Genomic DNA, 26,975 nt, shown 5'->3' on the forward strand with positions numbered 1-26,975 from the left:
GGTCTTCACCACGCAGGCCGGACCGGCCTGCGAGTAAACGGAGTTGAACATGACGCGCTCGGCGGACCGCATCGTCGAGCCGTCGGCCTTGACGCAGTCGGGCCGGGTCACCAGGGTGTCGCGCGGGATGGACACGGCGACGGCCTCGGTGCGGCCCTCGGGTATGTGCACCACCAGTGCGGTGTCGGACCGCGCCCCACTGACACCGCCACCCCCGCCCAGCTCCTTGTTCTCCGCCCCGGCGCGCGAGTCGGAGCCGAGGACGAGCAGGTTCTGACCGGTGGTGGGGAGCTTCTCGGGCCGGTCTTCGCCGAGTGCCTTGTTGATGTCGACGCCCTTGATGTTGCCGTCGAGATCCTTGAACATCCAGTACGCCGTGCCGCCGCCCGCGAGCAGGAGAACGAGGAGGACCCCGAGCGTGATCTTGAGGCCGCGGCGGCGCTTGTGTTCTTTCTTGCGGCCCCGCTTCGGTGCTTCCGCCCGTCGAGAGGCGCGCGGGCCCGGGGGTACGGCGTCGTGGCTCATCCTGCACGAGTCCCTTGGTCTGTGGCCCGTGAGGGCTGGGTGCGGAGTTGGGGACTCGGGTGGGGCCGGTCCACGCATGTGGGGGGGCTGGCCGAGAAGTATAGACAAACTTTCGATTCGCGTGTAAATCTTCGCGGACTCTTCGTGTCCCGCACACCGCCACCGCCGGTCGGCGATGTCCGAGGCGAACACCGGGCGGCAAGTCGGTGTCGATCGAACGGAGATTCTATGATGACCGGTGCCGGACCCCTGGCGCGTCCCTGACGCAGATGACCGTGCAGCAGCCGGTGCCGGGTCCGGGCGGGGAATCATGGGAAGGACGACCTCACATCATGCGGGCCAAGTCTGGGCGTACAGACCGCGGGGCCACCCCGGCGCGAGCTGTTCGGGAGCACCGGAGCGACGGACGTCAGGCGGTGGCCGCCGTCGGCGGGCAGTGGCTGGTGCGGGGCAAGGACCGAAGGCTCACCGCGTACGCGCGGCACCCCGACGGGGTCCTCCGCTGGACGGAGTCGCGGCCGGGAGGACCGGAATGGTCCGGCCCCGACCTCCTCGAGATCCCCCACCTGACGCACCTTTCGCTCGCGCAGGGCGCCGACGGCTATGTGCACTTCCTGGCGCGCCGCTCCGTTCCGAAGAAGGACGGACCGCCCGTGGTCGATGTGATGCACGCCATGCAGTACCAGAGCGGCCGCGCTCTCAGCGCATGGCATTCCCTGGGTAATCCGCGTAAGAACACCGACCAGGCGTCCGGCATGGGCGCGCCCGCCGGAGTCGTGAGTCCGTCGGGGCTGGTGCATTTCTTCGTGCGGACCGCGGCCGGTGGCGTGATGCTGCGGCGCGACGACAAGGCCGGCAAATGGGAGTCGTGGCACAACATGAACGCCCGCGGCGCGGAGGAGGGGATGGCCGTCACCCTGGGTGTGTCCGGCGCCGTCGATCTCCTCGTGCAGGGCCCGGGCGCCGCGATGCACTGGCGTCAGACGTCCCCGGACGGGGGCTTTTCGCGGGAGCAGGACATACCCGTCCAGATGGCGCCCGGCAGTGTCACGGCACTGGAGACCGCTCCGGGACGGTGCACGTACTACTGGACCGATCCGGCCACGGGGGGAGTGGTGGCCTATCGCATCGGGGGCTGGGTGACCCCGCTGGGCGGCAACCCGGCCGACGGGCCGGTCGCGGTTCTGCGGGCCGAGCTGGACGGTTACGACTGCACGGTCCTTGCGCACCGCGATCCCGACGGCCAGGTCGTGGTCGCCGCGTGCGGTACCGAGAACGAGGGCGGCGGTCTGTGGTGGTCTCCGACCGGTGAACGGACGAGCGAGCCCCCGGCCCTGGCGGTGGACGGCGCGGGGCGGGTGGTGCTGGGGATGATCGGTGCCGACGGGTCGCTGTGCATCGCTCGGCAGAATCCCGAGCCGGGGCTCGCCATGGGGCCCGCCGAGCGCGTCTGAACATTCGAACCCACGCACGAGACCTGTCGGTCATCGACTCCATGGTCGCTATATGTCCGGTATCGCTATTTTTTGCATTTTATGGCTTTTGGGTCTGACATTGACACGGAGCGTACAACTGATGAAGATGTGACCGCTCTGTGAAAGTTGAAACTTCTTTCAGTTGCCATCAATGACTGCTTGTGGCGAATAAAGCTCGCAGAGTAGCGGCATCCACGGGGGATCCGCGAGGACTCTGCCGGTCGTCGACCGCAGGTAGATCAAGGAGTGATGGCGTGCGGCGGCGACTTTCCGGCCCCGGTGGGGGGTGGCTGGGGTGACGATCATTCCCGGGCCTGCGGTGAGGCCTGTCGCGGACAGGATTCCCGGCCCTTCGCCGGTGCCCCCGGCACCGGCGCCCTCGTCCCCTCGGCAGCCGGACACGTCCGGCGGCGCGACGGACGACGTCTACGTCGAGCCGGGGCTCACGCCCCTCGGTGCCAGAGAGGCGAATCGCTCCGCCGTCGCCGATCTGCTCCAGTCCGCCGGCGTCTCCTTCTTCGCCGTGCGTGGAACCTCCGACCACGGGACTGTCGTCGCCGTCGCCGAGGAGGACCGGGAGGTCGCCCTGGGCGCCCTCTTCAGGGGCATGGGACAGTACGCGGGCCACCTCAGCGTGATCGACCCGCAGGCACCCGTGCCCTCCCCTCCGCGCTCGTCGCGGGACCCCAAGGCATGGCGTGGTGTCCGTTCGGCGTCCGCCGTGCAGGTCAGCTGGTATCGCACCGACGTCGGCAGGCACCTGGTCATGGGCCACGAGTACGGCTGCACGGTGGAGTTCTGGAGGTGGCACGGTACGCATCTCGTCGCGCCCCGGGCCAACAGGGTCACCTGGGCGGTGTCGGGTGAGGGTGGAAACGTCCTCGGGGCTCCGCGGCTGTTCAGCCGCTTCGTGTCCGACCACACGTCGCGGCACGACGCGCCCCCGCTCGCCACCAGGCCGGAGTTCCTGGTGAGTTGCGTCGAGGACATCGCCTTCCCCGTCGATGCCGTGTACACGTGGGTGGACGGGAACGATCCCGCCTGGCAGCAGCGCAAGGCCGCGGCGAAGGGTGAGGTCTACCACGCCGAGTCCGCGAGTGACGCCCGCTTCATCAGCCGCGACGAACTGCGCTACTCGGTCAGGTCGCTGCACATGTTCGCCCCGTGGATCCGCAACATCTACATCGCCACGGACGACCAGGTTCCGGCCTGGCTCCGCGAGGACCTGCCCGGGATCCGGGTGGTGAGCCACCGGGAGATCTTCCGGAACACGGCCGACCTGCCGACGTTCAACTCGCACTCCATCGAGAGTCAGCTGCATCACATCGAAGGGCTCTCCGAGCATTTCCTGTACTTCAACGACGACATGTTCATCGGCCGCCCAGTGGCCCCTCACGCCTTCTTCACACCGAGCGGAACAGCGCGGTACTTCCCCTCGCGCAACCGCATACCGCAGGGACCGGTCGTCGAGACGGACACCCCGGTCGACGCGGCCTGCAAGAACAACCGCGCCCTCCTGAAGGAACGTTTCGGCCGGGTGATCACCCAGCCCATGGAGCACATCCCGTACGCGCTGCGCCGCAGCGCGATGGAGGAAGCCGAAAGGGACTTCCCGCAGGCATGGGCCCGTACGGCCGCCAGCCGCTTCCGGGCGATGACGGATCTGTCCACGACCTCGTCGTTCGGGCTCTACTACGCGGCGCTGACCGGCCGGGCCCAGCCGGGAACCATGCCGTTCACCTACCTCCAGCTGGCGGTTCCCGACCTGGCGGACAGGCTGCAGCGCCTCCTCGACGGCCGGAGCCAGGACTCCTTCTGTCTGAACGACGCATTCTCCACGCCGGAGGACATCGAGGCGCAGCAGGAGCTGCTCGACGGTTTCCTCAACGCCTACTTCCCTGTTCCCAGTCCCTACGAGCGATGAGTCGGGGTTCATGACATGACCGATTCGAGTTCCGCTGCCAGGGTCTACAAGCGCATCGTGCCCCAGCCGGTGCGTGCCGTCGCGGGCAGCCGCGTGCCGCCCAAGGTCCGGCGCAAGGTCAAGGGCGGGCTCGTACGCACCCTGAACCGCCGTGAGGCGCGCCTGCACCGACGCGCGCTGCGGCTGGTCAGGAAGGGGGATTTCGCCAGTGCGTCCGAACGCAGGACGCGCACACCCGACGGCCGTGTCGGGCATGTGCACCAGGGCCTGACGGTCGACCTGGCGCGCCGCCTCGACCACGATCTCGTGACCTCGGCCCTGGATGCCGCCGACATCCCCTGGTTCGCGGTGCCAGCACTCGACGACCGGCGTATCTGCCTCGCCGTCGAACAGCAGGACAAGGGGCAGGTCCGCAGGGTTCTCCGCGCGCTGCTGGAGGAGCACACCGGGTACGTCGTGTCGGCTTCCCCCGTCAACAACGACACCCGTACGGTGCCGGGCAGCCACCTCAAGGCATGGAAGAACTACGGCAGGTCCAAGGCCATCCGGATCACCTGGCTGCGCACCGAACCCACCGAGAACCTGTGGGTGGGTGAGGACCAGGGCATCGAGATCGAGTTCTGGACGGTCAACACCGACCTGCCGAACGAGCGCCTGGTCGGCCCTCGCCCCAATCGGGTCCAGCGGGTCGTTTCCAGGGACGCCGTAGGGATCGAGATCGGCTTCGACCGGCTCTCCGGCTACTGCGACATCGACGGTGACATGGACCCCTCGGTCACCGTCGAACAGTTCGACATCGCCCGCCTCGAGGAGATCTCCTTCCCCGTCGACGCCGTGCTGCTGTGGCAGCACCCCGGTGCCTGGGGCGAGGAGCTGCTGCGGGCGTCGCTGCGCTCCCTCCACCAGTACGCCCCCTGGGTCGACGTCGTCCACGTCGTGGCCCAGGCGCCGGCCCCCGAGTGGCTGAGGGGCGACGACGGCAGGCTCGCCGTGGTCTCCGGCGGCCGGCACGGGGCCGACGGCTACCTCCACCTGCTTCCCGACCTCGCGGAACACTTCCTTCTGTTCCGGCCGGGCGCACTGCTCGGGCGGCCCACGCGTCCGTTCGACTACTTCACTCCCAACGGCACGACCCGGCCGCGGCGGGGACTGTGGACGGCCGAGGAGTCGTTCGCACCCTGGACCGTGCACGCGTATTCCGCGACCGGTCGCGCCGTGACGCAGTCCTTCGCACCGGGACCGCAGCCGTTCACCTGCTCGGGTCTGGGCCGGCTGGCGGAGGGTGAAGCGGTGGTGGAGCCCCCGCCCGACGGGCAGGTAGAGCCCAGGCTCACCGGAACGCACCCGGTCGACGGGCTGGCCCACCACTTCGCGTACGCCCATGGGCTCGCCGATCCGTCGGGCGAGACGACCGCCGTCGTGCATGCGGCCCTTCCCGGCCTCGCTCTGCAACTCGAGCGGCTCCTCGTGCGCCGTGACCTGCAACAGCTTCAGTTCTTCGGGCTCGGGAGCGACGAGGCTCTCAGCCGTGGCGGCAGCCAGGCGGTCATCGGTTTCCTGCACCGCTACTTCCCCGTGGCGAGCCCGTTCGAGCACGGCAATCCAGAGGACCCGGAAACGTACACGTGAGCACAAGTAATCCGGAGGCATCCGCTGTCGTCGGGGTGTACCGCACTTTCGTTCCCCGCTCCCTGAGACGCCGCGTCGCCCGACGCGTTCCCGTGCGCCTTCGCGCCGGTCTCAAGGGGCTGCTGCGGCGCCTGCACGTCCTCACCCTCGCCGCACGGTTCGTCCGGGGGCGCAGGGCGCGTCGACGCTGGCCCCACCTCTTCCGCGCCTCCGACCGCCTCGCGGTCCTCTCGGGCCGGGGAGGGATGATCGCGCTCGTGCGTGCCACCGCGTCCCCGCTGGGCCTGAGGGAGGCGAACCTGGAGCTGATCGTCTCGCTGCTCGAGGACGCGGGCATCGACTACTTCGCGGTACGGGGCAACTCCGACTTCAGGTCCGTCCTCGGAGTCTCGGAGGCGGACCGGGAGCGTGTGGTGGCCGCTCTCGCCACGACTCGCGTCACCGCGCCCGTCTACGTCTCCGCCTGCTCCGGCGAGCGGCTCGTCGGGAGATCGGCCCTGTGCGGATCCTCCCGGGCGCGGCGTACCGGCAGGCAGGCGCGTGCGCTGCGTACCGGCATGGTGTGGGCCGATCCCGGCAACTCCCTCGTGCTCGGGCTTCGTTACGGCTGCGATATCGAGTTCTGGCGCCCCGAGGGCGGCCGGCTGGTCGCCCCCCGCCCCAACCGCATCACCGAGGACGTCGCCCTGGACGAACCGCGGATCAGGGTCCCCGTGAGCCGGCTGACCGGGTTCGCCGCCCTGCACACCCGCCGCACCGGGTCGGTGCGCACGATCGAGGCCTGTGCCGACGTGCTCCCCGAGGACGTGCGTTTCCCCGTCGACGTCGTCTACACCTGGGTGGACGGGTCCGCCCCGGAATGGCAGCAGCGTCGTTCCCGGTTCGGCGAAGGCGGCTACCACGCAGAGTCGGCGAACGCGGCCCGCTACATCAGTCGCGACGAACTCCGTTACTCTCTGCGCGCGTTGGAGCAGAACGCGCCCTGGGTCCGCCACGTCTACCTGGTGACCGACCGGCAGAAACCGGACTGGCTCAACCTTCGCAGTTCCCGTCTCACGGTGGTCGACCACACGGAGATATTCCAGGATCAGGCCGCTCTGCCGACGTACAACTCGCACGCCATCGAGAGCCAGCTGCACCACATAGACGGCCTGTCCGAGCACTTTCTCTACTTCAACGACGACATGTTCCTGGGCTGCCCCACCACACCCAAGGACTTCTTCCTGTCGAACGGGATGACCCGCACCTTCTTCTCCCCCTCACAGGTGCCCAGATGGGGCCTCACCGACGGCGACCGGCCCGTCGACGCCGCCGGGAAGAACAACCGGAAGATCATCCTCGACAGCTTCGGCTCCGCCATCGTGCAGAAGCTCCGGCACGCGCCCTACGCATTGCGCCGCAGTGTCCTGTACGAGATGGAGAACGAGTTCGCCGAGGCGCACCACAGCACCTCGCACAGCAGATTCCGCAGCGCGACAGACATCTCCATCCCGTCCTCGCTCTACCACTACTACGCGTACTTCACAGGACGAGCCGTGCCCTCCGACATCAGTTTCGCCTACCTCGATCTGGCGAAGCCCGAAATATCCAGAAGGCTCGGCATCCTGCTGGCCCGGCGTGACCGGCAGGCGTTCTGCATCAACGACACGGTCTCGGACACGTTCGAGGTGAACAGACAGACCCTCATGCTGAACACGTTCCTCGAGTCCTACTTCCCGGTGCCGAGCCCGTTCGAGCGGAAGGGACACGAGGCCCGGTGAAGATCTCGTTCCTGATCAACAACATCTACGGCATCGGCGGCACCAACCGTACGGTGATCAATCTCGCCGAAGCGCTGGCGGTCCGCCACGAGGTCGAGATCGTCTCGGTCTTCAGACGCGCCACCGCGACGAAGTTCGAGATCTCCCCGCGCATCGCGGTGCGGGCCCTGGTGGACCTGCGCTCCGGATCGGCGGACGTGAAGGCCGCGGGCGGCGACGAGCCGAGCGCGGTCGTCCCGCGCCAGGAGGAGTTCTACGCCCAGTACAGCAAGTTCACCGACGCGCGGATCATCCAGGAGCTCAGCCGGACCACCGCGGATGTGGTGGTGGGCACCAGGCCCAGCCTGAATCTCTTCGTCGCGCAGTACACCCGTGACTCCGCCCTGCGTATCGCGCAGGAGCACATGACGCATCTGGCGATCCCGCCCGCCGTCCGGGCCGAGATGGCCCGCGTCTATCCGCGGCTCGACGCCGTGACGACGGTCACGGAAGCCGACGCGCGCTCGTTCCTGGAGAACACCCCGGTGCCGGGTATCCCCGTCACCGGCATTCCCAACAGTGTGCCGCGCCCCGTGGTCGAGCCCGCAGACGGCTCCCACAAGGTGATCGTGAGCGCCGGCCGCATGCACCACGTAAAGCGCTACGACCTGCTGATCCGCGCCTTCGGCATGCTCGCCGACGAGTTCCCCGACTGGCAGCTGCGGATCTACGGCGACGGGGGCGAGGCGGCGAAGCTGCGAGCACTCGCCACCGAACTCGGGCTCGCCGGGCGCGCGCTGCTCATGGGCGGCTTCTCACCGATCGAGTCGGAGTGGGCCAAGGGATCGATCGCCGCCGTCACCTCCAGCGCCGAGTCCTTCGGTATGACCCTGGTGGAGGCCATGCGCTGCGGACTGCCCGTCGTGTCCACCGACTGCCCCGTGGGGCCACGCGAGATCCTTCGCCACGGCGAGGACGGCCTGCTGGTCAGAACCGAGGACGCGGAGGCCGTCGCGCAGGGCCTGCGACTGCTGATGGCCGATGACAGGCTCCGGCGGGACATGGGACTGGCCGCCCTGCGGAACTCCGCCCGCTACGACCCCGAGGCGGTCGCGGCACGTTACGTCGAGCTGTTCGAGGACGCGATACGCCGGCGGTCCGCCTCGGACCGCGGCTACCGGCCCCCTGCCACGACCACGGCCGCCGCCGTCGCGGCGCAGCCCACCGTGCCTCCCGTCTCGATCGCGGCGGCCACGGTGGATGTGGCGGCCGACGACGCCTGCTGGCTGAGGTTCTCGGCCATCGGGCCGCTCGACGGCAAACACCGCTGGCAGTTCGTCCTCAAACACAGCCCGTCCGACGGGAACCGGCTGCCGGACATGCCTCTGCGTACCACTCGCAAACCGCTCGGCAACGGTGGCACGCGCTACACGGCCGCGCTGACCCCCTCCGCACTGGAGGACCTCGGCGACGGCAGGTGGCGGGTCACCATGACCTCGGCCAAGTCGGTCAACGTCCACATGAAAGCCGGGATCCGGGACACCCGGAAGCTGATCGGGGCGAGAGCTGCCGTCCTGGCGGCCGCCGGGCCGGCGCCGGTCGGATGGAACCTCCCCTACGCACAGCCGAACGGAAAGCTGATGCTCCGTACGGTTCTGCGGCAGGACCACGTCGAGTCGACCGCCGTCGACGTCGATGAGCACGGGATCACGCTGACCGGCGTTCTCTGCGGTGCGAGCCGGATCGAGCCCGGTGCGCTCCTCGTGGTCAGCAGGCGAGGGCCGTACCCGGCCAATTTCACCGTCCCGGTCCAGGTGCTCGCGGACAACGCCTTCCGAGCCGAAGTGCCGGTCCGCAAGGTGGTGGACCACCGCCTCGACCGCTGGGAGGACTGGGACTGGTGGCTCCAGCCCTCTCCTGACAACTGGCGCAAAATACGCGTGTGTCACCTCCTGGAGGACTTCCCGGACGTCAAGGGTGCGTTCGTGTACCCCGGTGTACGGGTCGTGGGGGACGAGACATCCGACTTCGTCTGCGTCCACCCGGCCAAGCCCGTTCAGGTGCGCCCGTACTGCTCGGCGTCCGGGGCCATGGCCATGAACGTCGTCGACCGCTAGAACTCCTTGAATGGGATGAAATGAACCGCACGATATTTGTCCTCGGGGATTCCGTTCCGGCGCCGCGCACGGACGAGGAAGCCCCCATGGCCGGCTGGGGGCAGAAGATCCAGGAGCTGCTCGTCGGCCCGCTCGAAGTCGCGAACTACGCGCGCAGCGCGATGACCACGCGCAAGTACTACACCGAACGATTCGCGGGGCTCCTCAACCGGATGAAGCCCGGGGACATCGTCCTCCTCGGGTTCGGCGGTGTCGACCACATGATCCACAACGGCATGCGGTACGTCCCGGTGCCGGAGTACCAGGAACTCCTCGGGCTCTTCACCGACTACATCCGGAGCGAGGGCGGAGTGCCGGTCATGGTCACTCCCACGGCGCGCTACGCCTTCTCCGCGACCGGCGAGGTGAAGAACACCAGGGGCGAGTACCCGCGAGCCATGGCGGAAGCCGCCGCCGAGCGAAACGTCCCTCTGATAGACCTCGCCGGCATCACGATGAGTCTGTGGTCCAGGATCGGCCCGACCCGGCTGCGCCAGTACTTCTGCTGGGTCGACGCGGGTGAACACTCCCTGCACCCGGACGGCAACATCGACTCCAGCCATCTGAACCACCCCGGCGCCTACGAGGTCGCCAGGCTGGTCGTCGCCGGGCTGGTCGAGCGGTCCGTCCTCACCCGGGCCGACGTGGACATGGCGGCGCTCATGGAACCCGAGGGGCTGCCCCCGGTCTCTCACGAGTTCACGGTCCAGTCGCCCGAATCGGCCCTGAACTACGGGATGCGCAACGGAGGCGCGCCGGCCTTCGCCCGCCCGGTCGCGGGCGCCGTGGTGGGCCCCATGACCAAGTTCTCGGGCACCGCCGCGCCCGGCACCGACTACCTGCTCTTCTTCGAACACGGGCAGTACATCGGAGGAACCGGTGTGGGCGGCGCGGGCCAGTGGCTGTGGCGCCGCGCGGTCGAGTGGACCCCGGGGGAACACGTCATCCAGTGCGTCGGGCTCCGGGCGGACGGGTGTTCACCGACGGCCGAGCAGCACTTCCAGGTGATCGCGGGGGTGGAGCCCGCCGTCATCACCGCGCCGAAGGAGAACAAGTTCGCGGCGCCGAAGGTGCGTTTCGCCGGACGAACCCAGCCGGGCGCGACCAAGGTCGTGCTGATGGAGGGCGGGCGGCTGATCGGCGCGACCGCCGTCGACGAGAAGGGCGAGTGGCACTTCACCCACGCCCACCGCTGGCGGGCCGGGCACCACGTCGTCGACGTCATCGCGCTGTTCGGCGCCCAGGAGTCAGCTCCTGCGACCGTACGGTTCAAGGTCGTCGGCATCCCGGAGAACAGCGGTATCCGCGCGGCGGGCAGTTCCCGTGAGGAGTGCGGCGAGGCGTGCAACCACAGGCCGTTCACCGGCACGTGGTGACCGGTACGCGGGAGCTTGCCGCCCGCCGGCCGTCGTGAACGAGGCCGGGCCGCACGGAACGGATTCCGTACGGCCCGGCCTCGGTGCGTGCGCGGTTACGCAGGGACGCTCGCCACGCCCTGCTCCAGGAACCGCTTCCCGTTGACCCGCTCCGAGACGCCCTCGCGGTCCAGGTACGGCGTGATGCCGCCCAGGTGGAAGGGCCAGCCCGCGCCGGTGATCAGGCAGAGGTCGATGTCCTGGGCCTCGGCGACGACGCCCTCGGCCAGCATCAGGCCGATCTCCTGCGCCACCGCGTCCAGGACGCGGTCGCGGACCTGGTCCTCGGTCAGGACGGTGTCGCCCTGCTTGAGGAGAGCCGCGACCTCCGGGTCCAGCTCCGGCTTGCCGGAGTCGTAGACGTAGAAGCCGCGCTTGCCGGCCTTCACCACGGCCGCGAGGTTCTCGGAGACCGTGAAGCGCTCCGGGAAGGCGCGGTTCAGGGTCTCGGAGACGTGCAGGCCGATGGCGGGGCCGACCAGCTCCAGCAGGACCAGCGGGGACATCGGCAGGCCGAGCGGCTCGATGGCCTTCTCCGCCGTCTCGACCGGGGTGCCCTCGTCGATGATGTTCTGGATCTCGCCCATGAAGCGGGTGAGGATGCGGTTGACGACGAACGCCGGGGCGTCCTTCACCAGCACCGCGGTCTTCTTCAGCTTGCGGGCGACACCGAAGGCCGTGGCCAGCGAGGCGTCGTCGGTCTGCTCGCCGCGGACGATCTCCAGGAGCGGGAGGACCGCGACCGGGTTGAAGAAGTGGAAGCCGACGACCCGCTCGGGGTTCTTCAGCTTCGACGCCATCTCGGTCACCGAGAGGGACGAGGTGTTCGTGGCGAGGATCGCGTGCGCCGGGGCGACCGCCTCGACCTCCGCGAACACCTGCTGCTTGACGCCGATCTCCTCGAAGACGGCCTCGATGATGAAGTCGGCGTCGGAGAAGCCCTCCGCCTTGTCCAGCACACCGGAGACCAGGGCCTTCAGGCGGTTGGCCTTGTCCTGGTTGATCCGGCCCTTGCCGAGCAGCTTGTCGATCTCGGCCTGGACATAGCCCACACCCTTGTCGACGCGCGCCTGGTCGATGTCCGTGAGGACGACCGGCACCTCGAGGCGGCGCAGGAAGAGGAGCGCGAGCTGGCTGGCCATCAGGCCCGCGCCCACCACGCCGACCTTGGTGACCGGACGGGCCAGGGCCTTGTCCGGAGCACCGGCCGGGCGCTTGGCGCGCTTCTGGACCAGGTTGAAGGAGTAGATCCCGGAGCGCAGCTCGCCGCCCATGATCAGGTCCGCGAGGGCCTGGTCCTCGGCGTCGAAGCCGGCGCCCAGGTCACCGCTCTTGGCCGCGGCGATGATCTCCAGCGCGCGGTACGCCGCCGGGGCCGCGCCGTGCACCTTGGAGTCGGCGATGGCCCTGCCGCGGGCGACGGCCTGGTCCCACGCGTCACCGCGGTCGACCTCGGGACGCTCCACCGCGATCTCGCCCTTGAGGACGGAGGCGGTCCAGATCAGCGACTGCTCCAGGAAGTCCGCGCCCTCGAAGATCGCGTCGGCGATCCCGAGTTCGAAGACCTGCTTGCCCTTGAGCTGGCGGTTCTGGTTCAGCGAGTTCTCGATGATCACCGAGACGGCACGGTCGGCGCCGATCAGGTTGGGAAGCAGCGCGCAGCCGCCCCAGCCGGGGACCAGGCCGAGGAAGACCTCGGGCAGCGAGAACGCCGGCAGCGCACTGGAGACGGTGCGGTACGAGCAGTGCAGCCCGATCTCGACGCCGCCGCCCATGGCCGCGCCGTTGTAGTACGCGAACGTCGGGACCGCGAGGCCGGAGAGGCGGCGGAAGACGTCGTGGCCGCCCTTGCCGATGGCCAGCGCGTCCTTGTGGTCCTTGAGGAGCTCGACGCCCTTGAGGTCGGCGCCGACGGCGAAGATGAACGGCTTGCCGGTCACACCGACGCCGACGATCGTGCCCTCGGCCGCCTCCTTCTCGACCTGGTCGACGGCGGCGTTCAGGTTCGCCAGCGACTGCGGGCCGACGGTGGTCGGCTTGGTGTGGTCGAAGCCGTTGTCCAGCGTGATGAGGGCGAAACGGCCCGCGCCGCCGGGAAGGTCGAGGTGGCGTACGTGCGCCTGCGTGACGACCTCACCGGGGAACAGCTCGGCCGCACCCTTCAGAAGCTCGGTGGTGGAGCTCACTTGCTGCCTCCGGCTGCGTTGTCGAAGTTCGGGTTCTCCCAGACGACCGTGGCGCCCATGCCGAAGCCGACGCACATCGTCGTCAGGCCGTAGCGGACCTCCGGCTGCTCCTCGAACTGGCGGGCCAGTTGAGTCATCAGGCGGACGCCGGAGGAGGCCAGCGGGTGGCCGTAGGCGATAGCGCCGCCGTACTGGTTGACGCGCGCGTCGTCGTCGGCGATGCCGTAGTGCTCCAGGAAGGCGAGCACCTGCACGGCGAACGCCTCGTTGATCTCGAAGAGACCGATGTCGCCGATGGAGAGGCCGGCCTTGGCCAGGGCCTTCTCCGTCGCCGGGATCGGGCCGTAGCCCATGACCTCGGGCTCGACACCCGCGAAGGCGTACGACACGAGGCGCATCTTGACCGGGAGGCCCAGCTCGCGGGCGGTCTCCTCGGACGCGAGCAGCGAGGCGGTGGCGCCGTCGTTGAGGCCCGCGGCGTTGCCGGCCGTCACGCGCCCGTGGGCGCGGAACGGGGTCTTCAGGCCCGCCAGGGACTCCAGCGTGGTGCCGGGGCGCATCGGCTCGTCGGCGGTGACCAGGCCCCAGCCCGTCTCGCCGGCCTCGGCGTTGGTGCGGCGCACGGAGACCGGCACCAGGTCCTGCTGGATCTTGCCGTTGGCGTACGCCTTGGCGGCCTTCTCCTGCGAACGGACCGCGTACTCGTCGGCGCGCTGCTTGGTGATCGAGGGGTACCTGTCGTGCAGGTTCTCCGCGGTCATGCCCATGAAGAGGGCGGACTCGTCGACCAGCTTCTCCGACACGAGACGCGGGTTCGGGTCCACGCTCTCGCCCATCGGGTGGCGGCCCATGTGCTCGACACCGCCGGCGATGACGACGTCGTACGCGCCGAAGGCGATGGAGCCGGCCGTCGCGGTGACGGCGGTCAGGGCGCCGGCGCACATGCGGTCGATGGAGTAACCGGGAACCGACTGCGGCAGACCGGCCAGGATTCCGGCGGTACGGCCGAGGGTGAGGCCCTGGTCGCCGATCTGCGTGGTCGCGGCGATGGCGACCTCGTCGATCTTCGCGGGGTCCAGGTCCGGGTTGCGGCGCAGCAGCTCCCGGATGGCCTTCACGACGAGATCGTCGGCGCGGGTCTCGTGGTAGATGCCCTTCGGGCCCGCTTTGCCGAACGGGGTGCGGACGCCGTCGACGAAGACGACGTCCCGGATGGTACGAGGCACGGTGGCTCTCCTCCAGGGTGCGGGATGGCACTGCTGCGGGCGCACGCATCGGCACGCCACGCCCCTCATGCTACTTGCGGGTAACCAGACTGCCCACCCCCCATCACCGGAGCGGTGAACGTCACACACCCAGGGGGCGTCGCCGGTGGCCAGGGAAGGCCGGGTAACTGGCGTGAAATCGATCCTCCTGGATGGGGCCGGCTCCGGGGTGGTCCCGACACGCGTGCGCCCCCGTCCCGGATCCTTCGTCCGGCAGGGGGCGCACGCGTACCGGGACGCGGGACGTGTCAGGCGTTCGTGTCCAGGGCCCGCAGCAGCAGGGGGCCGACCTGCTCGATCTGCCAGTGGCGCGCGCCGTGTCCCGCGAGCGCGGTCTCCACCGCGTCCGGGGTCAGGGTCTTGGGCGGTTCCCAGCAGATCCGGCGCACGGTGTCCGGGGTGATCAGATTCTCCTGCGGCATGTGGAGCCGCTCGGCGAGCTCCGACACGGCGGTGCGCGCGGACGACAGCCGTGCCGCGGCGGCCGGGTCCTTGTCCGCCCAGGAGCGGGGCGGCGGCGGGCCCGCCGGCTGCTGGCCGGGCTGCGGCAGCTCCGACTCGGGCAGCTCCCTGGCCCGGTCGACGGCCGCCTGCCACTGTTCCAGCTGACGGCGCCCCATCCGGTGCCCGAAGCCGGGCAGCGCGGTGAGTGCCTGGACGTTCGCAGGAAGGGCCAGGGCGGCCTCGATGATCGCGGCGTCACCGAGCACCTTGCCGGGCGACACGTCACGGCGCTGCGCCACCTGGTCACGAGCGGTCCACAACTCCCGTACGACCGCGATCTGACGGCGGCGGCGCACCTTGTGCATGCCGGACGTGCGGCGCCAGGGGTCCTTGCGCGGGGGAGCGGGCGGTGCCGAGGCGATCGCGGCGAACTCCTCCAGCGCCCATCCCAGCTTGCCCTGCCGGTCCAGCTCCTCCTCCAGGGCGTCGCGCAGGTCCACCAGCAGCTCCACGTCGAGCGCGGCGTAGCGCAGCCAGGGCTCGGGCAGCGGGCGGGTGGACCAGTCGACCGCGGAGTGGCCCTTCTCCAGGGCGTAGCCGAGGACGTTCTCGACTATGGCGCCGAGGCCGACGCGGGGGAACCCCGCCAGCCGCCCGGCGAGTTCCGTGTCGAAGAGCGAGGTCGGGGTCATGCCTATGTCGCGCAGACAGGGCAGGTCCTGGGACGCGGCGTGCAGAATCCACTCGGCTCCGGTGAGCGCCTCGCCGAGCCCCGACAGGTCGGGGCAGCCGACCGGGTCGATCAGGGCGCTCCCCGCGCCCTCACGGCGCAGCTGCACGAGGTAGGCGCGCTGCCCGTAGCGATAGCCCGAGGCGCGCTCGGCGTCGACGGCCACGGGGCCGGTGCCGGCGGCGAAATCCGCGATCACCCGCGCGAGCGCGTCATCGGTCTCCACCACCGGTGGGATGCCCTCGCGCGGTTCGAGCAAGGGGATCGGCGCCGGGGCGACGTCGTCCGGGGGAGCGCCCCCGGTGGTTCGCAGTGATGTGTCTGCTGCGGTCTCTTGGGCGTCGGTCACATGCCAAGGGTATCTGTGTATGCGCGTCGCCCGTCGACGGAACGTTCCGTCGACGGGCGGCCATGCACGTAAACCGGCCGGATACGCATCCGCGCAGGTGCCGGCAGGAGGAGGGGTCAGTGGATGATGCCCGTGCGCAGGGCCACGGCGACCATTCCGGCGCGGTCTCCGGTGCCGAGCTTGCGGGCGATGCGGGCGAGGTGGCTCTTGACGGTGAGGGCGGAGAGGCCCATCGAGACGCCGATGGCCTTGTTGGACTGGCCTTCGGCGACCAGGCGGAGCACCTCCACCTCACGGCCGGAGAGCTCCCGGTAGCCGCCCGGGTGGCTCGGGGAGCCGGGCGGCCTGCGGTGCATGCGGGCGGCGTTGGCGCCGATCGGCGCCATGCCGGGACGGGTGGGGTGACCGATGTTGGTGCGGGTGCCGGTGACGACATAGCCCTTCACCCCGCCCGCGAGGGCGTTGCGTACGGCGCCGATGTCGTCGGCGGCGGAGAGGGCGAGGCCGTTCGGCCAGCCGGCGGCTCGGGTCTCGGACAGCAGGGTCAGCCCGGAACCGTCGGGCAGGTGGACGTCGGCAACGCAGATGTCGCGCGGGTTGCTGACGCGGGGGCGGGCCTCCGCGATGGACGACGCCTCGATGACGTCACGAACTCCGAGGGCCCACAGATGGCGGGTGACGGTGGAACGGACGCGCGGGTCGGCCACGACGACCATGGCCGTCGGCTTGTTCGGGCGGTAGGCGACCAGGCTTGCGGGCTGCTCGAGGAGAACGGACACCAGGCCTCCTGGGGAGTGGCGGGACGGGCCGACTCGGGGATGAAGCCGGGGCGAACCGTGCTTGAAGGGTCATTGACCTCTTCGGCAGCAGATGCGTCCTCCTTTAGAGGAAGATCACGATTTTGTGAGTAACAATTCGGGCAAATAGGACGCGCGATCGATTGTACGAAAAGAGAGCCGGTCCCTGTGCGACCGGCTCTCTCCGAAGGTGACGCAGCGTTATGAGACCTGCGGGCCCCGGCGCTGGGGCAGTGTCACCACCGCCGCTTCGGCCGCGCCCGACGGCGGCAGCCCGGCGAGCTGGCAGAGCAGATCGCCCCACGCGGTCAGATGCGCCGCCATGTCCGGCACCCCGCCGCGCCCCTCGCGCGGCGTCCACGAGGCCCGGATCTCGATCTGCGTGGCCGGGCGGCGCGCGGAGAGGGCGCCGAAGTAGTGCGAACCGGCGCGCGTCACCGTGCCACCGGCCTCCCCGTACGAGAGCCCCCGGGCGTCCAGCGCCCCGGTGAGCCAGGACCAGCACACCTCCGGCAGCAGCGGGTCCGCCGCCATCTCCGGCTCCAGCTCGGCCCGCACGAGCGTCACCAGGCGGAACGTGCCCTGCCAGGCGTCGTGCCCGGACGGTTCGTGCAGGAGGACCAGGCGGCCGTCGGCCAGATCCTCCTCGCCGTCCACGACGGCTGCCTCCAGCGCGTACGCGTACGGGGCGAGCCGCTTCGGCGGCCGGGAGGGCTCCACCTCCAGTTCGGGGCGCAGCCGGGCGGTACGCAGCGCGTCTACCGCCGACCGGAACGCGAGCGGGACGGTTTCGCCGTCCGCACCCTCCTCGCTGTCAGTGTCATCGGAATGATCGGAAAATTGTCCCTGAGCCCGAGCCATGCGGGGAAGCGTAGGCGGAACCGGAGCGCCGTGCAGGGAGGGACACCCATGCGGCGTCCGGCTGATGGCCGCTCCATGCGAAGATTCTGTGCGTGAGTGCCAACGACCTTCCCCAAGAGTTCAGCTCCGTCCGATCAGGGGAGGGCCCGTCATCGGGCCTGCGGACCACCCCCGCCACCCATGAATCGGCGTTCCTCAAGGCCTGCCGCCGTGAGCCGGTGCCGCACACCCCGGTCTGGTTCATGCGTCAGGCGGGGCGCTCGCTGCCGGAGTACCTCAAGGCCCGCGAGGGCATCGCGATGCTCGACTCCTGCATGATGCCGGAGCTGGTCACCGAGATCACGCTGCAGCCCGTACGCCGTCACAAGGTCGACGCCGCGATCTACTTCAGCGACATCGTCGTGCCGCTCAAGGCCATCGGCATCGACCTCGACATCAAGCCCGGCGTCGGCCCGGTGATCGCCGAGCCGATCCGAACCCGCGCCGACCTGGCCCGGCTGCGCGACCTCACGCCCGAGGACGTCCTGTACGTCACCGAGGCCATCGGGATGCTCACCGCCGAGCTCGGCGCCACGCCGCTGATCGGATTCGCCGGTGCGCCGTTCACGCTGGCGAGCTACCTCGTGGAGGGCGGCCCGTCCCGCAACCACGAGCGCACCAAGGCCATGATGTACGGCGACCCGGAGCTCTGGGCCGAGCTGCTCGACCGGCTCGCGGAGATCACCGGCGCCTTCCTCAAGGTCCAGATCGAGGCCGGCGCCTCCGCGGTCCAGCTCTTCGACTCCTGGGTCGGCGCCCTGGCCCCGGCCGACTACCGCCGCTCGGTGATGCCTGCCTCGGCGAAGGTCTTCGACGCGGTCGCGTCCTACGGCGTCCCGCGCATCCACTTCGGCGTGGGCACCGGCGAGCTGCTCGGCCTGATGGGCGAGGCGGGCGCTGACGTCGTCGGCGTCGACTGGCGCGTCCCGATGGACGAGGGCGCCCGCCGGGTCGGACCCGGCAAGGCGCTCCAGGGCAACCTCGACCCGGCGGTGCTCTTCGCGCCGACCGAGGCGGTGGAGGCGAAGACCCGCGACGTGCTCGACGCCGCCGCCGGTCTCGAGGGCCACATCTTCAACCTCGGGCACGGCGTCATGCCGACCACCGACCCGGACGCCCTGACGCGCCTGGTGGAGTACGTCCACCAGCAGACGGCCGTCTGATCAGACGCCCTCCCGGAGGCTCGCCCGCACCGCCGACACGGCCTTGCGGGCGGCCACCAGGACCGGGTCCCATACCGGGGAGAACGGCGGGGCGTAGCCGAGGTCGAGGGCCGTCATGGCCTCCACCGTCATCCCGGCCGTGAGCGCCACAGCCGCGACGTCCACGCGCTTGGCAGCCCCCTCGCGGCCGACGATCTGTACGCCCAGGAGCCGGCCGGTGCGGTACTCCGCGAGCATCTTCACCGTCATCGGCATCGCTCCCGGGTAGTAGCCGGCACGGCCGGTCGACTCGATCGTCGCCGTGACGTAGCGCAGGCCGACCGCCTTCGCGTCCTTCTCCCGCAGCCCGGTCCTGGCGATCTCCAGGTCGCAGACCTTGCTCACCGCGGTACCGACCACGCCGGGGAACGTGCCGTAGCCGCCCCCGACGTTGGATCCGATGATCTGGCCGTGCTTGTTCGCGTGGGTGCCGAGCGCGATGTGCCGGGTGCGGTGCGCGACGAGGTCCATGACCTCGACGCAGTCCCCGCCCGCCCAGATGTCGTCCCGCCCCGTCACCCGCATCGACAGGTCCGTCAGGAGACCGCCGTGCGGCCCCAGCGGCAGACCGGCCTCGCGGGCCAGGGAGGTCTCCGGCTCGACGCCGATGCCGAGCACGACGACGTCCGCGGGATAGACGTCGGCATCCGTGGCCACCGCCGTGACACGGCCGTCCCGTCCGGTGTCGATCCGGGTGACCGAGGCACCGTTGACCGTGGTGATGCCCAGCCCGTCCATCGCGTCGTGGACCAGCCGTCCCATGTCCGGATCGAGCGTCGCCATCGGCTGCGCACCCCGGTTGAGCACCGTCACCTCGAAGCCGCGCTTGAGCATCGCCTCGGCCATCTCGACGCCGATGTAGCCCGCCCCGACGACGACCGCCCGCCGTCCCGGTGCCCGGTCCAGCGAGTCCAGCAGCGCCTGGCCGTCGCCCAGGGTCTGCACGCCGTGGACGCCCGGGGCGTCGATCCCCGGCAGGCCGGGTCGCACGGCCCGGGCGCCGGTGGCGATCACCAGCTTGTCGTAGCCCGTCCAGTACGTCTCACCGTTGCCTCGGTCCAGCGCCTTTACGCGGTGCCCGGCGACGTCGATCTCCGTCACCTCGGTGCGGGTGCGCAGATCGATGGAACGGGACCGGTGCTCCTCGGGCGTTCGCGCGATGAGCTCGTCCGGTCCCTCGACGTCCCCGCTCACCCAGTACGGGATGCCGCAGGCGGAGTACGAGGTGAACTCGCCGCGTTCGAAGGCGACGATGCTCATCTCGTCCGGTCCCTTGAGCCTGCGGGCCTGCGACGCGGCGGACATGCCCGCCGCGTCGCCTCCGACGACCACCAGTCGCTCCGCCGCCATGCCGGGTCCCTTCGCCGTCGTATGCCGGGTCAGGGGCCCACGCTACGGCGCCTGAGGGGCCGGTGGGGCCTCGGAGGGCTCCGTGGCCGGCCGGGGCGCCGCCGTACGGCGCCGGGACAGGCGGCCGCGCAGCAGCCGCCACAGGAGCACCAGGACGGCCGCGGCGGCCAGGAACGGAGCCGTGGCACCGATCGCCACCGCGATCCAGCGCAGCATCGTCACGAACGCGTCCCAGCCGGCGGACAGCGCGTCCACGAAGTCGGTGCCCTCCTCCTCGGGATCCTCGGTGTTCCCCTCCGGTTCGCTGAGGTCGAGGGTGATCGTCGCCAGCGAGGTGCGGTCCTTGAGCGACGCCTGCTGCGAGAGCAGGGACTCCAGGTCGGCCTGGCGGCTGCTCAGTTCACCTTCCAGCGTCACCACGTCGGTGAGCTTCTCTGCCTTGTCCATCAGGTCGCGGACCCGCGCCACGCTCGCCCGCTGGGTGGCGATCCGGCTCTCCACGTCGACGACCTGCCCGGTCACGTCCTTCGCGTTCGACGTACGGGACAGCAGCTTCCCGGTCCCTGCGAGGCTGCTCAGCACCTCGTCGTAGCGGGCCTGGGGCACGCGCAGGACGAGGTGGGACGCGTCGTGGGTGTCGTCGACGCGCTCGGTGCTCTCCTCGGCGACGAGCCCGCCGGCGCCCTCGGCGACGCCGCGGGCCGCGGCGACCGCCTTCGGCACGCTCTTCACCTCGACGTAGAGCGTGGCTGTCCGGATGACGTGGACCGCGACCGCGGATCCCGGCTTCGGCGCCGAGGAGGCGCCGTCGGCGGACTTGGCACCGGACTCCGCACCGGCGCCCTCGGCACCCGGAGCGGCCTGCTTGCTGTCGGACGCGGAGTTCAGCCCCTGCCCACCGCTGTCGGAGGCACCGCACGCACCGGTGGCCAGGAGGACCGCCAGCACTCCGGCCGCGGCGAGCGCACTCGGGCGGCGGTTCGGTCGTGCGGGTGGATAACTGTCCGTGTGGCGTTCGTATGACATAACGCGTCCCCCCAGGGCCGTTGTCGATGGTGCCGGTTCGACGTGCGGGACCCGTCCGTGGGTTGCCTTCCAGCGGTTTCGAAGTGGTCACGTTCAGGACTCGGGACGGGTTTGAGAGAGTGGACCCATGCAGCGTCCTCTTCAGCGCGACACCACACCGACGGGCCATGCCGTCGTCATCGGCGGCGGCATCGCCGGACTCGCCGCCGCCCACCGGCTGTTGGACTCCGGTCTCCGGGTCACCGTCCTGGAGGCCACCGCGCGGCTCGGCGGCAAGCTGATGACCGGCCCGGTCGCGGGCACCCGGGTCGACCTCGGTGCAGAGTCGATGCTGGCGCGGCGGCCCGAGGCGGTCGCGCTGGCCACCGCGGTGGGACTCGGCGACCGGCTCCGGCCGCCCGCCACCGCCACCGCGTCGGTCTGGACCCGCGACGCCCTGCGCCCCATGCCGAAGGGGCACGTGATGGGTGTGCCGGGGGACCCGTCCGCGCTCAGCGGTGTGCTCTCGCCCGAGGGCCTGGCCAGGATCGCCGAGGAGCGTGAACTCACCCCGACCGCCGTCGGTGACGACGTCGCGGTCGGCAGTTACGTCGCCGACCGGCTCGGCCGTGAGGTCGTCGACAGGCTCGTGGAGCCGCTGCTCGGCGGGGTGTACGCGGGCGACGCCTACCGGATCTCGATGCGCGCGGCCGTGCCGCAGCTCTTCGAGGCCGTGAAGGAGGGCGGCCCGCTCCTCGACGGCGTGCTCCGCATCCAGGAGAGGGCCGCCGCCCGGCAGCAGACGGGTCCGGTCTTCCAGGGCATCGAGGGGGGCATCGGCACCCTGCCGGGCGCCGTGGCCGACGCCGTGCGGGCCGGGGGCGGGGAGATCCTCACGGAGACCCCGGTGCTCGGCCTGACCCGGACCGGCGAGGGCTGGGACGTGCGCACCGACAGCCGGGTGATCACCGCCGACGCACTCGTCCTGGCCACCCCCGCCTGGTCCGCGTCCACGCTGCTCGCCGCGGAGTGCCCGGCCGCCTCGGTCGAGCTCGCCGCCGTCGAATACGCCTCGATGGCCCTCGTCACCATGGCCTTCCGGCGCACCGACATCGAGGGGAACGACGCACTCCGCGGCCGCTCCGGATTCCTCGTACCACCCGTCGACGGGCGCACGATCAAGGCCGCGACCTTCTCCAGCAACAAGTGGCAGTGGGTCGCGGACGCGGCCCCCGACCTCTTCGTGCTGCGCACCTCCGTCGGACGCTACGGCGAGGAGGAGCACCTGCACCGTGAGGACTCCGAGCTCGTCGCCGCGTCCCTCGGCGATCTCGCCTCCGCGACCGGACTGACGGCCAGGCCCGTGGACACCGAGGTCACCCGGTGGATCGGCGGGCTGCCCCAGTACCCCGTGGGCCACCTCACCCGGGTCGCCCGGATCCGCGACGAGGTCGCCAAGCTGCCCGGTCTGCGGGTGTGCGGAGCGGTGTACGACGGCGTCGGGATCCCGGCCTGCGTCGCGAGCGCGCACCGCGCCGCGGACGAGATCGTCCAGGACCTCGGGGGCGCGGCCGCGGGGGAGATCGAGAACACGCCGACCCGGGTTCGGGGCACCGGGAGCGAGGCGGGACAATAGCCGTATGAGTGCGCCAGAAAAGCTTCCGAACGCAGGCAAGAAGGCCAAGGACCTCAACGAGGTCATCCGCTACACCCTGTGGTCCGTCTTCAGGCTGAAGGACGTCCTTCCGCTCGACCGCGCCGGTTACGCCGACGAGGTCCAGGAGCTGTTCGACCAGCTCGCGGCCAAGGACATCACGGTCCGTGGCACCTACGACGTGTCCGGTCTGCGGGCCGACGCCGACCTGATGATCTGGTGGCACGCGGAGACCTCCGACGAGCTCCAGGAGGCGTACAACCTCTTCCGGCGCACGAAGCTGGGCCGTGCTCTGGAGCCGGTCTGGTCGAACATGGCACTGCACCGGCCCGCCGAGTTCAACAAGTCGCACGTGCCGGCCTTCCTGGCCGACGAGACCCCGCGCGACTACATCAGCGTGTACCCCTTCGTGCGCAGTTACGACTGGTACCTGCTGCCCGACGAGGACCGACGCCGTATGCTCTCGGACCACGGCAAGATGGCCCGTGGATACCCCGACGTGCGCGCCAACACCGTCGCCTCGTTCTCGCTGGGCGACTACGAGTGGGTCCTGGCCTTCGAGGCCGACGAGCTGTACCGCATCGTCGACCTCATGCGTCATCTGCGGGCCTCCGAGGCGCGGCTGCACGTCCGCGAGGAGGTCCCCTTCTACACGGGCCGCAGGAAGTCCGTCGCAGAATTGGTGTCCGGACTCGCATAGCCAGCGTTTCCGGTCATCCCGACCCGGAAGATCAGTGGGCGGGCAACGGCGTTTGTGACGCCGCCCGTCGTTCCAGCGACACCGGGTCCGGTGCCGGGTACACATCGGCCGATGGCCGGCGAACTGCCGCGGCCCGCGGGGGAGTCAGCCATTCCTCCCCGCGGACCGTCTCTCCTCGCCGGGTCCGGCCGATGTGTCCCGGGCCGCACAACTGGACATGACGTCACAAGGGCCGCTCCCGTACGGGAGCGGCCCTTGTGGCATCCGCTCTGTCCCGAGGGTCATCCGCCGGACGTGCGGGCCCGGTTCAGAAGGGCCGCGCGCAGCGCCGGATCCTCCAGGGCTCCCACGCCCCGTACCGCCACCGCCGCCAGCAGGTCGCGGTCCGCGCCGTGCACCGGCGCCGGCAGCGAGTCCAGCCAGCGCTGCCCGGACGGGGAGGCCCACGGGCTGTACGGGTGGTTCTCCACCCGTGCGATGGCCAGACAGCCCAGTGTCAGCACGAGCGGCAGCCCGAACCAGGCGACCACCGGGCCCGCCGCACCCGTCCCCTGACCCGGCATCAGCATGGCGATGGCCGCCAGGGCCACCACCAGCACCGCCGCGCCCCGTACCGCGCGTACGGCCGATTCCAGGCTCGTCCGGGTGCCGTGCGGTACGGCGAGCCCCGCCGCGACGAGGCGGTCGGCGAGGGCGCGCACGGCGTCGGCAGCCGCGGCGGCGGCCCGTAGTGGGGCTATCCGGGACTGCCCTTCCGGGCCGATCGCGCGGATCACGGTGCGTTCCACCTCGTCCCGTCCCTCCGGGTCGACGACCGTCGCCCAGCCCGTGTGGGCGAGCAGCAGCCGGCGCCGCAGGTGCATGGAGACGAGCGCCAGATCGGCCACCCGCTGCGGTCCGCCGGCCAGGAACGCGGTCTCGTACAGGTTGAGTTCGGGGGAGGCGGCGGCCTGTGCGGTGCCGGGCGGCCGCTGGGCCGCACCCGCGGTGACGAGGCACAGCCGGATGCAGGAGACGGCGGCCGCACCCCACGCGACCAGAAGGAGCATGACCCAGAGCATGGCCGAGTTCTATGCGAAACCGGCAGAGAAGCGCCATGCCCTGTTCACCATATGGACGTAACTCGGTCACAGGTGGTCGCCGGTGGCTGGATCCATGCGCCTGCCGGCGACGCGCTGCTCAGGAGCTGCTGCCGCAACTGGAACCGCCGCCGCAGCTCGATCCGCCGCCGCAACTGGACCCGCTGCTACTGCCGCAGCTCGATCCGCTGCTGCCGCAGCCCGACCCCGAGCCGCAGGTGGAACCCGTTCCCGAGTCGCCGCCCCCGCCGCTGGAGCCCCCGCAGCTTCCGCCGCCGGGACTCGCCCCGGCGCACCAGACAACCGGTACGAGCGCGGCGCCGGCGGTGGACGACGCGGAGGACGGGGAGACCGGCCGGCGCCGCCCTGCGGGCCGTTGCCGGGCGGCAGCCGCCAACTGCCCCTGCAGCTCCGGGTCGGGCAGTGCGCGCAGCCCCAGGGTGGCCACCAGATGGGCCGGGTCGGTCAGATGGGCGTGGGCCGCACGGTAGTCGTCGGCGGCTCTGCGCCCGGCCTTGGTGAGCCGTGCCCTGGCCGCCGCCGCCGTGACCGGACCGACCACGGCCCCGGTCAGGAGCGCCGGCAGCACCTTCACGAAAAAGGGGAACGGGGTGTCCGTGTAACCGTCGTGCAGGACGAACTCCGAGATGGTCAGGGCGATGCTGACCGGGAAGCCCAGCAGACATCCGATGCCCAGGGTGAGCGCCCAGGTCCGGCGCCGCCGGTTCTCCCCAGGTGGGACCAGGAGACCCCGGGCGGCGAGACCGTCGCCGATCTCCTGCACCGCCGGGTGCCGCATCACGCTCTCCCGCAGGGTGTGCAGGGCGCCGTTCGGCGCCGCTGCCAGCTCCTGGAGCACGGCGCGCTCCACCGCGTCACGGGCCTCGCCCCGCCGGACCGCGACGATGCCGGGCCCACCGACGGCCAGCCGCCCGTCCGCGTGCATGCGGGTGAGCGCGGTGTCCACCACCCTGGCGGGGCCGCCGCTGAGGAACGCCTCCTCGGAGAGGTCGTGCACATACGCCGCCGTGCCGCTGCCCCGACGGCCGGAGCGGCGGGTCGCGACGACCAGGAGCGTCGAGGAGACGGCCACGACGAGAGTCAGCAGAAGAGCGAGGGCGTTCATCGCGGTCACCTTCCCAGGAGGGCGGTACGGGCGGCGTGGACCAGGCGGGAGCCGCGCCGGGGCGGACGCGGCGCGGCCCGGTCCTGCCACCAGCGGGTCAGCCTCCGCCTGGCGGCGTCGTCGGCCGGGTGGCCCACGACGAGCAGATGCTCGGCGAAGCCGAGGGCGTCGCGGCGGTAACCGGCGGACATCGGCTTGTTCTCGGCGTAAGCGAGGAACGCCTTCCGGTAGCCGTCGCCGAGGATCTCGGGCAGTTCCGGCGCGACCTTGGCGACGACGTCGGCCCGTTTCGCTGCCAGGGCACGGCTCTGCACCTTGAGGCGCCGGGGGTCGAAACCGTCCGGCACCGGGGTGCCGGCCACCAGGGACGAGAGCAGCGCGGTCTGCGCCACGGCGGTCCGGTCGCGGGCTCCCGCAGGCCGGGTGCCGGGCTCCTCCGGCGGCGCGGGCCGCTGCCGGCCCTTCTGCGGAGCGGCGGCCGCCGCCAGCGTGGCCCGGATCGAGGTCAGTTCACCTGCCAGTTCTTCGGCCGGAGGGAAGTCGTCGTCGCGCTCCAGCAGGACCCCCGGCGGGTCGACGCGGGAGCGCAGCTCGCTCAGGACGTCCAGGACGGGGCGTGTCACGGGGTGGGCGTGCGTGTCGTGCCAGACGCCGTCCTTCTCGACGCCGCCCGCCACATGGACGTACGCGATGGCCTCCACCGGCAGTTCGTCGAGTGCGGTCGCGGGGTCCTCGCCGCGGTTGACGTGGTTGGTGTGCAGATTGGCGACGTCGATCAGCAGCCGCACACCGGTGCGCTCGACCAGCTCAGCGAGGAACTGCCCCTCGGTCAGCTCCTCGCCCGGCCAGGAGATCAGTGCGGCGATGTTCTCCAGGGCAAGCGGGACGGGCAGCGAGTCCTGTGCGATCCGCACGTTCTCGCACAGCACGTCCAGCGCGTCCCACGTCCGGGGCACCGGCAGCAGATGGCCCGCTTCGAGTGCGGGGGACGAGGTGAGCGGCCCTCCCGCGCGTACGAAGGCGATGTGCTCCGTCACCAGAGGGGTGCCGAGCAGCTCGGCCCGCGCGGCCAGGCCGGCGAGACGTCCGGGGTCGGGGCGTTCGGCGCCGCCCAGGCCGAGCGAGACCCCGTGCGGGACGACCGTGACCCCGCGTCCCCGCAGGCGCGCGAGGGACTCGGGGAGATGGTCCGTGCAGAGGTTCTCCGCGACCGCCTCGACCCAGTCGATCCCCGGCAGTGCCTCGACGGCGTCAGCGATCTCGGGCCGCCATCCGATTCCGATTCCCAGCCTCATGGTGTCCCCTCCCCGTTGTGTGCAGGGGTG

The 26,975-nt window shown here is 70.8% G+C and carries 20 protein-coding genes; 9 read left to right on the forward strand and 11 right to left on the reverse strand.

Going from position 1 to position 26,975, the window contains the following annotated elements:
• The coding region (locus BFF76_RS06225) for an LCP family glycopolymer transferase (protein WP_208604818.1) at window positions 1–525 on the reverse strand (525 nt) is incomplete at its 3' end.
• 332 nt (window positions 526–857) lie between these two features.
• Here BFF76_RS06225 and BFF76_RS06230 point away from each other — a divergent pair.
• From BFF76_RS06230 to BFF76_RS06255, 6 genes are all read left to right on the forward strand, one after another.
• Window positions 858–1,979 (forward strand): PLL family lectin, encoded by a 1,122-nt coding sequence (locus BFF76_RS06230; RefSeq protein WP_065847536.1) that lies wholly within the window; start codon window positions 858–860, stop codon window positions 1,977–1,979.
• A gap of 379 nt (window positions 1,980–2,358) precedes the next feature.
• Window positions 2,359–3,924 (forward strand): stealth family protein, encoded by a 1,566-nt coding sequence (locus tag BFF76_RS06235; protein WP_244167235.1) that lies wholly within the window; start codon window positions 2,359–2,361, stop codon window positions 3,922–3,924.
• Between the two features lie 15 nt (window positions 3,925–3,939).
• The gene (locus tag BFF76_RS06240; protein WP_065847538.1) at window positions 3,940–5,553 is read left to right on the forward strand and encodes a sugar phosphotransferase; all 1,614 of its coding nucleotides are present in this window, start codon (window positions 3,940–3,942) and stop codon (window positions 5,551–5,553) included.
• 92 nt (window positions 5,554–5,645) lie between these two features.
• Window positions 5,646–7,313, forward strand: a complete 1,668-nt coding sequence (locus BFF76_RS06245; RefSeq protein WP_234351802.1) for a stealth family protein — start codon at window positions 5,646–5,648, stop codon at window positions 7,311–7,313.
• The gene (locus tag BFF76_RS06250; protein ID WP_065847540.1) at window positions 7,310–9,409 is read left to right on the forward strand and encodes a glycosyltransferase family 4 protein; all 2,100 of its coding nucleotides are present in this window, start codon (window positions 7,310–7,312) and stop codon (window positions 9,407–9,409) included. Before BFF76_RS06245 ends, BFF76_RS06250 begins: the two co-directional genes overlap by 4 nt.
• A gap of 20 nt (window positions 9,410–9,429) precedes the next feature.
• Entirely contained in the window at window positions 9,430–10,824 is a 1,395-nt protein-coding gene (locus BFF76_RS06255) for a GDSL-type esterase/lipase family protein (RefSeq protein ID WP_063839378.1), read from the forward strand.
• 95 nt (window positions 10,825–10,919) lie between these two features.
• Here BFF76_RS06255 and BFF76_RS06260 read toward each other — a convergent pair whose 3' ends face one another.
• From BFF76_RS06260 to BFF76_RS06280, 5 genes are all read right to left on the reverse strand, one after another.
• Window positions 10,920–13,049, reverse strand: coding sequence for a 3-hydroxyacyl-CoA dehydrogenase NAD-binding domain-containing protein (locus BFF76_RS06260; RefSeq protein ID WP_031095704.1), 2,130 nt, complete (start codon window positions 13,047–13,049; stop codon window positions 10,920–10,922).
• Window positions 13,046–14,275 carry a thiolase family protein gene (locus BFF76_RS06265; RefSeq protein WP_031095701.1) on the reverse strand — a complete coding sequence of 410 codons (1,230 nt, stop codon included), beginning with the start codon at window positions 14,273–14,275 and terminating at the stop codon, window positions 13,046–13,048. Before BFF76_RS06265 ends, BFF76_RS06260 begins: the two co-directional genes overlap by 4 nt.
• Window positions 14,276–14,562: 287 nt before the next feature.
• Entirely contained in the window at window positions 14,563–15,837 is a 1,275-nt protein-coding gene (locus BFF76_RS06270; RefSeq protein WP_053929260.1) for an HRDC domain-containing protein, read from the reverse strand.
• A gap of 116 nt (window positions 15,838–15,953) precedes the next feature.
• A complete protein-coding gene (locus BFF76_RS06275; RefSeq protein ID WP_031095695.1) occupies window positions 15,954–16,616 on the reverse strand; it encodes a response regulator transcription factor in 663 nt (220 codons plus the stop codon).
• Between the two features lie 219 nt (window positions 16,617–16,835).
• Window positions 16,836–17,495, reverse strand: coding sequence for a DUF3000 domain-containing protein (locus BFF76_RS06280; RefSeq protein WP_031095694.1), 660 nt, complete (start codon window positions 17,493–17,495; stop codon window positions 16,836–16,838).
• Window positions 17,496–17,587: 92 nt separating this feature from the next.
• Here BFF76_RS06280 and hemE point away from each other — a divergent pair, with 92 nt between their 5' ends.
• Window positions 17,588–18,697 (forward strand): uroporphyrinogen decarboxylase, encoded by a 1,110-nt coding sequence (gene hemE / locus BFF76_RS06285; RefSeq protein WP_078958811.1) that lies wholly within the window; start codon window positions 17,588–17,590, stop codon window positions 18,695–18,697.
• On the opposite strand, the gene BFF76_RS06290 is transcribed toward hemE, so the two are convergent.
• On the reverse strand, window positions 18,698–20,086 hold the full coding sequence (locus BFF76_RS06290) for an FAD-dependent oxidoreductase (RefSeq protein ID WP_065847542.1): 1,389 nt from the start codon (window positions 20,084–20,086) through the stop codon (window positions 18,698–18,700). It abuts the gene before it with no gap.
• A 42-nt stretch (window positions 20,087–20,128) separates the two neighbouring features.
• On the reverse strand, window positions 20,129–21,112 hold the full coding sequence (locus BFF76_RS06295) for a DUF4349 domain-containing protein (RefSeq protein WP_065847544.1): 984 nt from the start codon (window positions 21,110–21,112) through the stop codon (window positions 20,129–20,131).
• A 127-nt stretch (window positions 21,113–21,239) separates the two neighbouring features.
• Between BFF76_RS06295 and hemG the strand changes: the two genes are divergently transcribed.
• Window positions 21,240–22,727: a protoporphyrinogen oxidase gene (gene hemG / locus BFF76_RS06300; protein ID WP_065847546.1), complete on the forward strand. Its 1,488-nt coding sequence runs from the start codon at window positions 21,240–21,242 to the stop codon at window positions 22,725–22,727.
• Between the two features lie 4 nt (window positions 22,728–22,731).
• Window positions 22,732–23,445, forward strand: a complete 714-nt coding sequence (gene hemQ, locus BFF76_RS06305; RefSeq protein WP_031095680.1) for a hydrogen peroxide-dependent heme synthase — start codon at window positions 22,732–22,734, stop codon at window positions 23,443–23,445.
• A 281-nt stretch (window positions 23,446–23,726) separates the two neighbouring features.
• Here the strand turns inward: hemQ and BFF76_RS06310 are convergent, their stop codons facing one another.
• From BFF76_RS06310 to BFF76_RS06320, 3 genes are all read right to left on the reverse strand, one after another.
• Window positions 23,727–24,506 (reverse strand): TIGR04222 domain-containing membrane protein, encoded by a 780-nt coding sequence (locus BFF76_RS06310; protein WP_065847548.1) that lies wholly within the window; start codon window positions 24,504–24,506, stop codon window positions 23,727–23,729.
• Between the two features lie 118 nt (window positions 24,507–24,624).
• Window positions 24,625–25,650, reverse strand: a complete 1,026-nt coding sequence (locus BFF76_RS06315) for a TIGR04222 domain-containing membrane protein (RefSeq protein ID WP_053929265.1) — start codon at window positions 25,648–25,650, stop codon at window positions 24,625–24,627.
• 5 nt (window positions 25,651–25,655) lie between these two features.
• The gene (locus BFF76_RS06320; RefSeq protein WP_065847550.1) at window positions 25,656–26,945 is read right to left on the reverse strand and encodes an MbnB/TglH/ChrH family RiPP precursor modification enzyme; all 1,290 of its coding nucleotides are present in this window, start codon (window positions 26,943–26,945) and stop codon (window positions 25,656–25,658) included.
• Window positions 26,946–26,975: the final 30 nt, after the last annotated feature.

This window comes from Streptomyces mutomycini, from assembly GCF_001700505.1.
Lineage (GTDB): Bacteria > Actinomycetota > Actinomycetes > Streptomycetales > Streptomycetaceae > Streptomyces > Streptomyces mutomycini.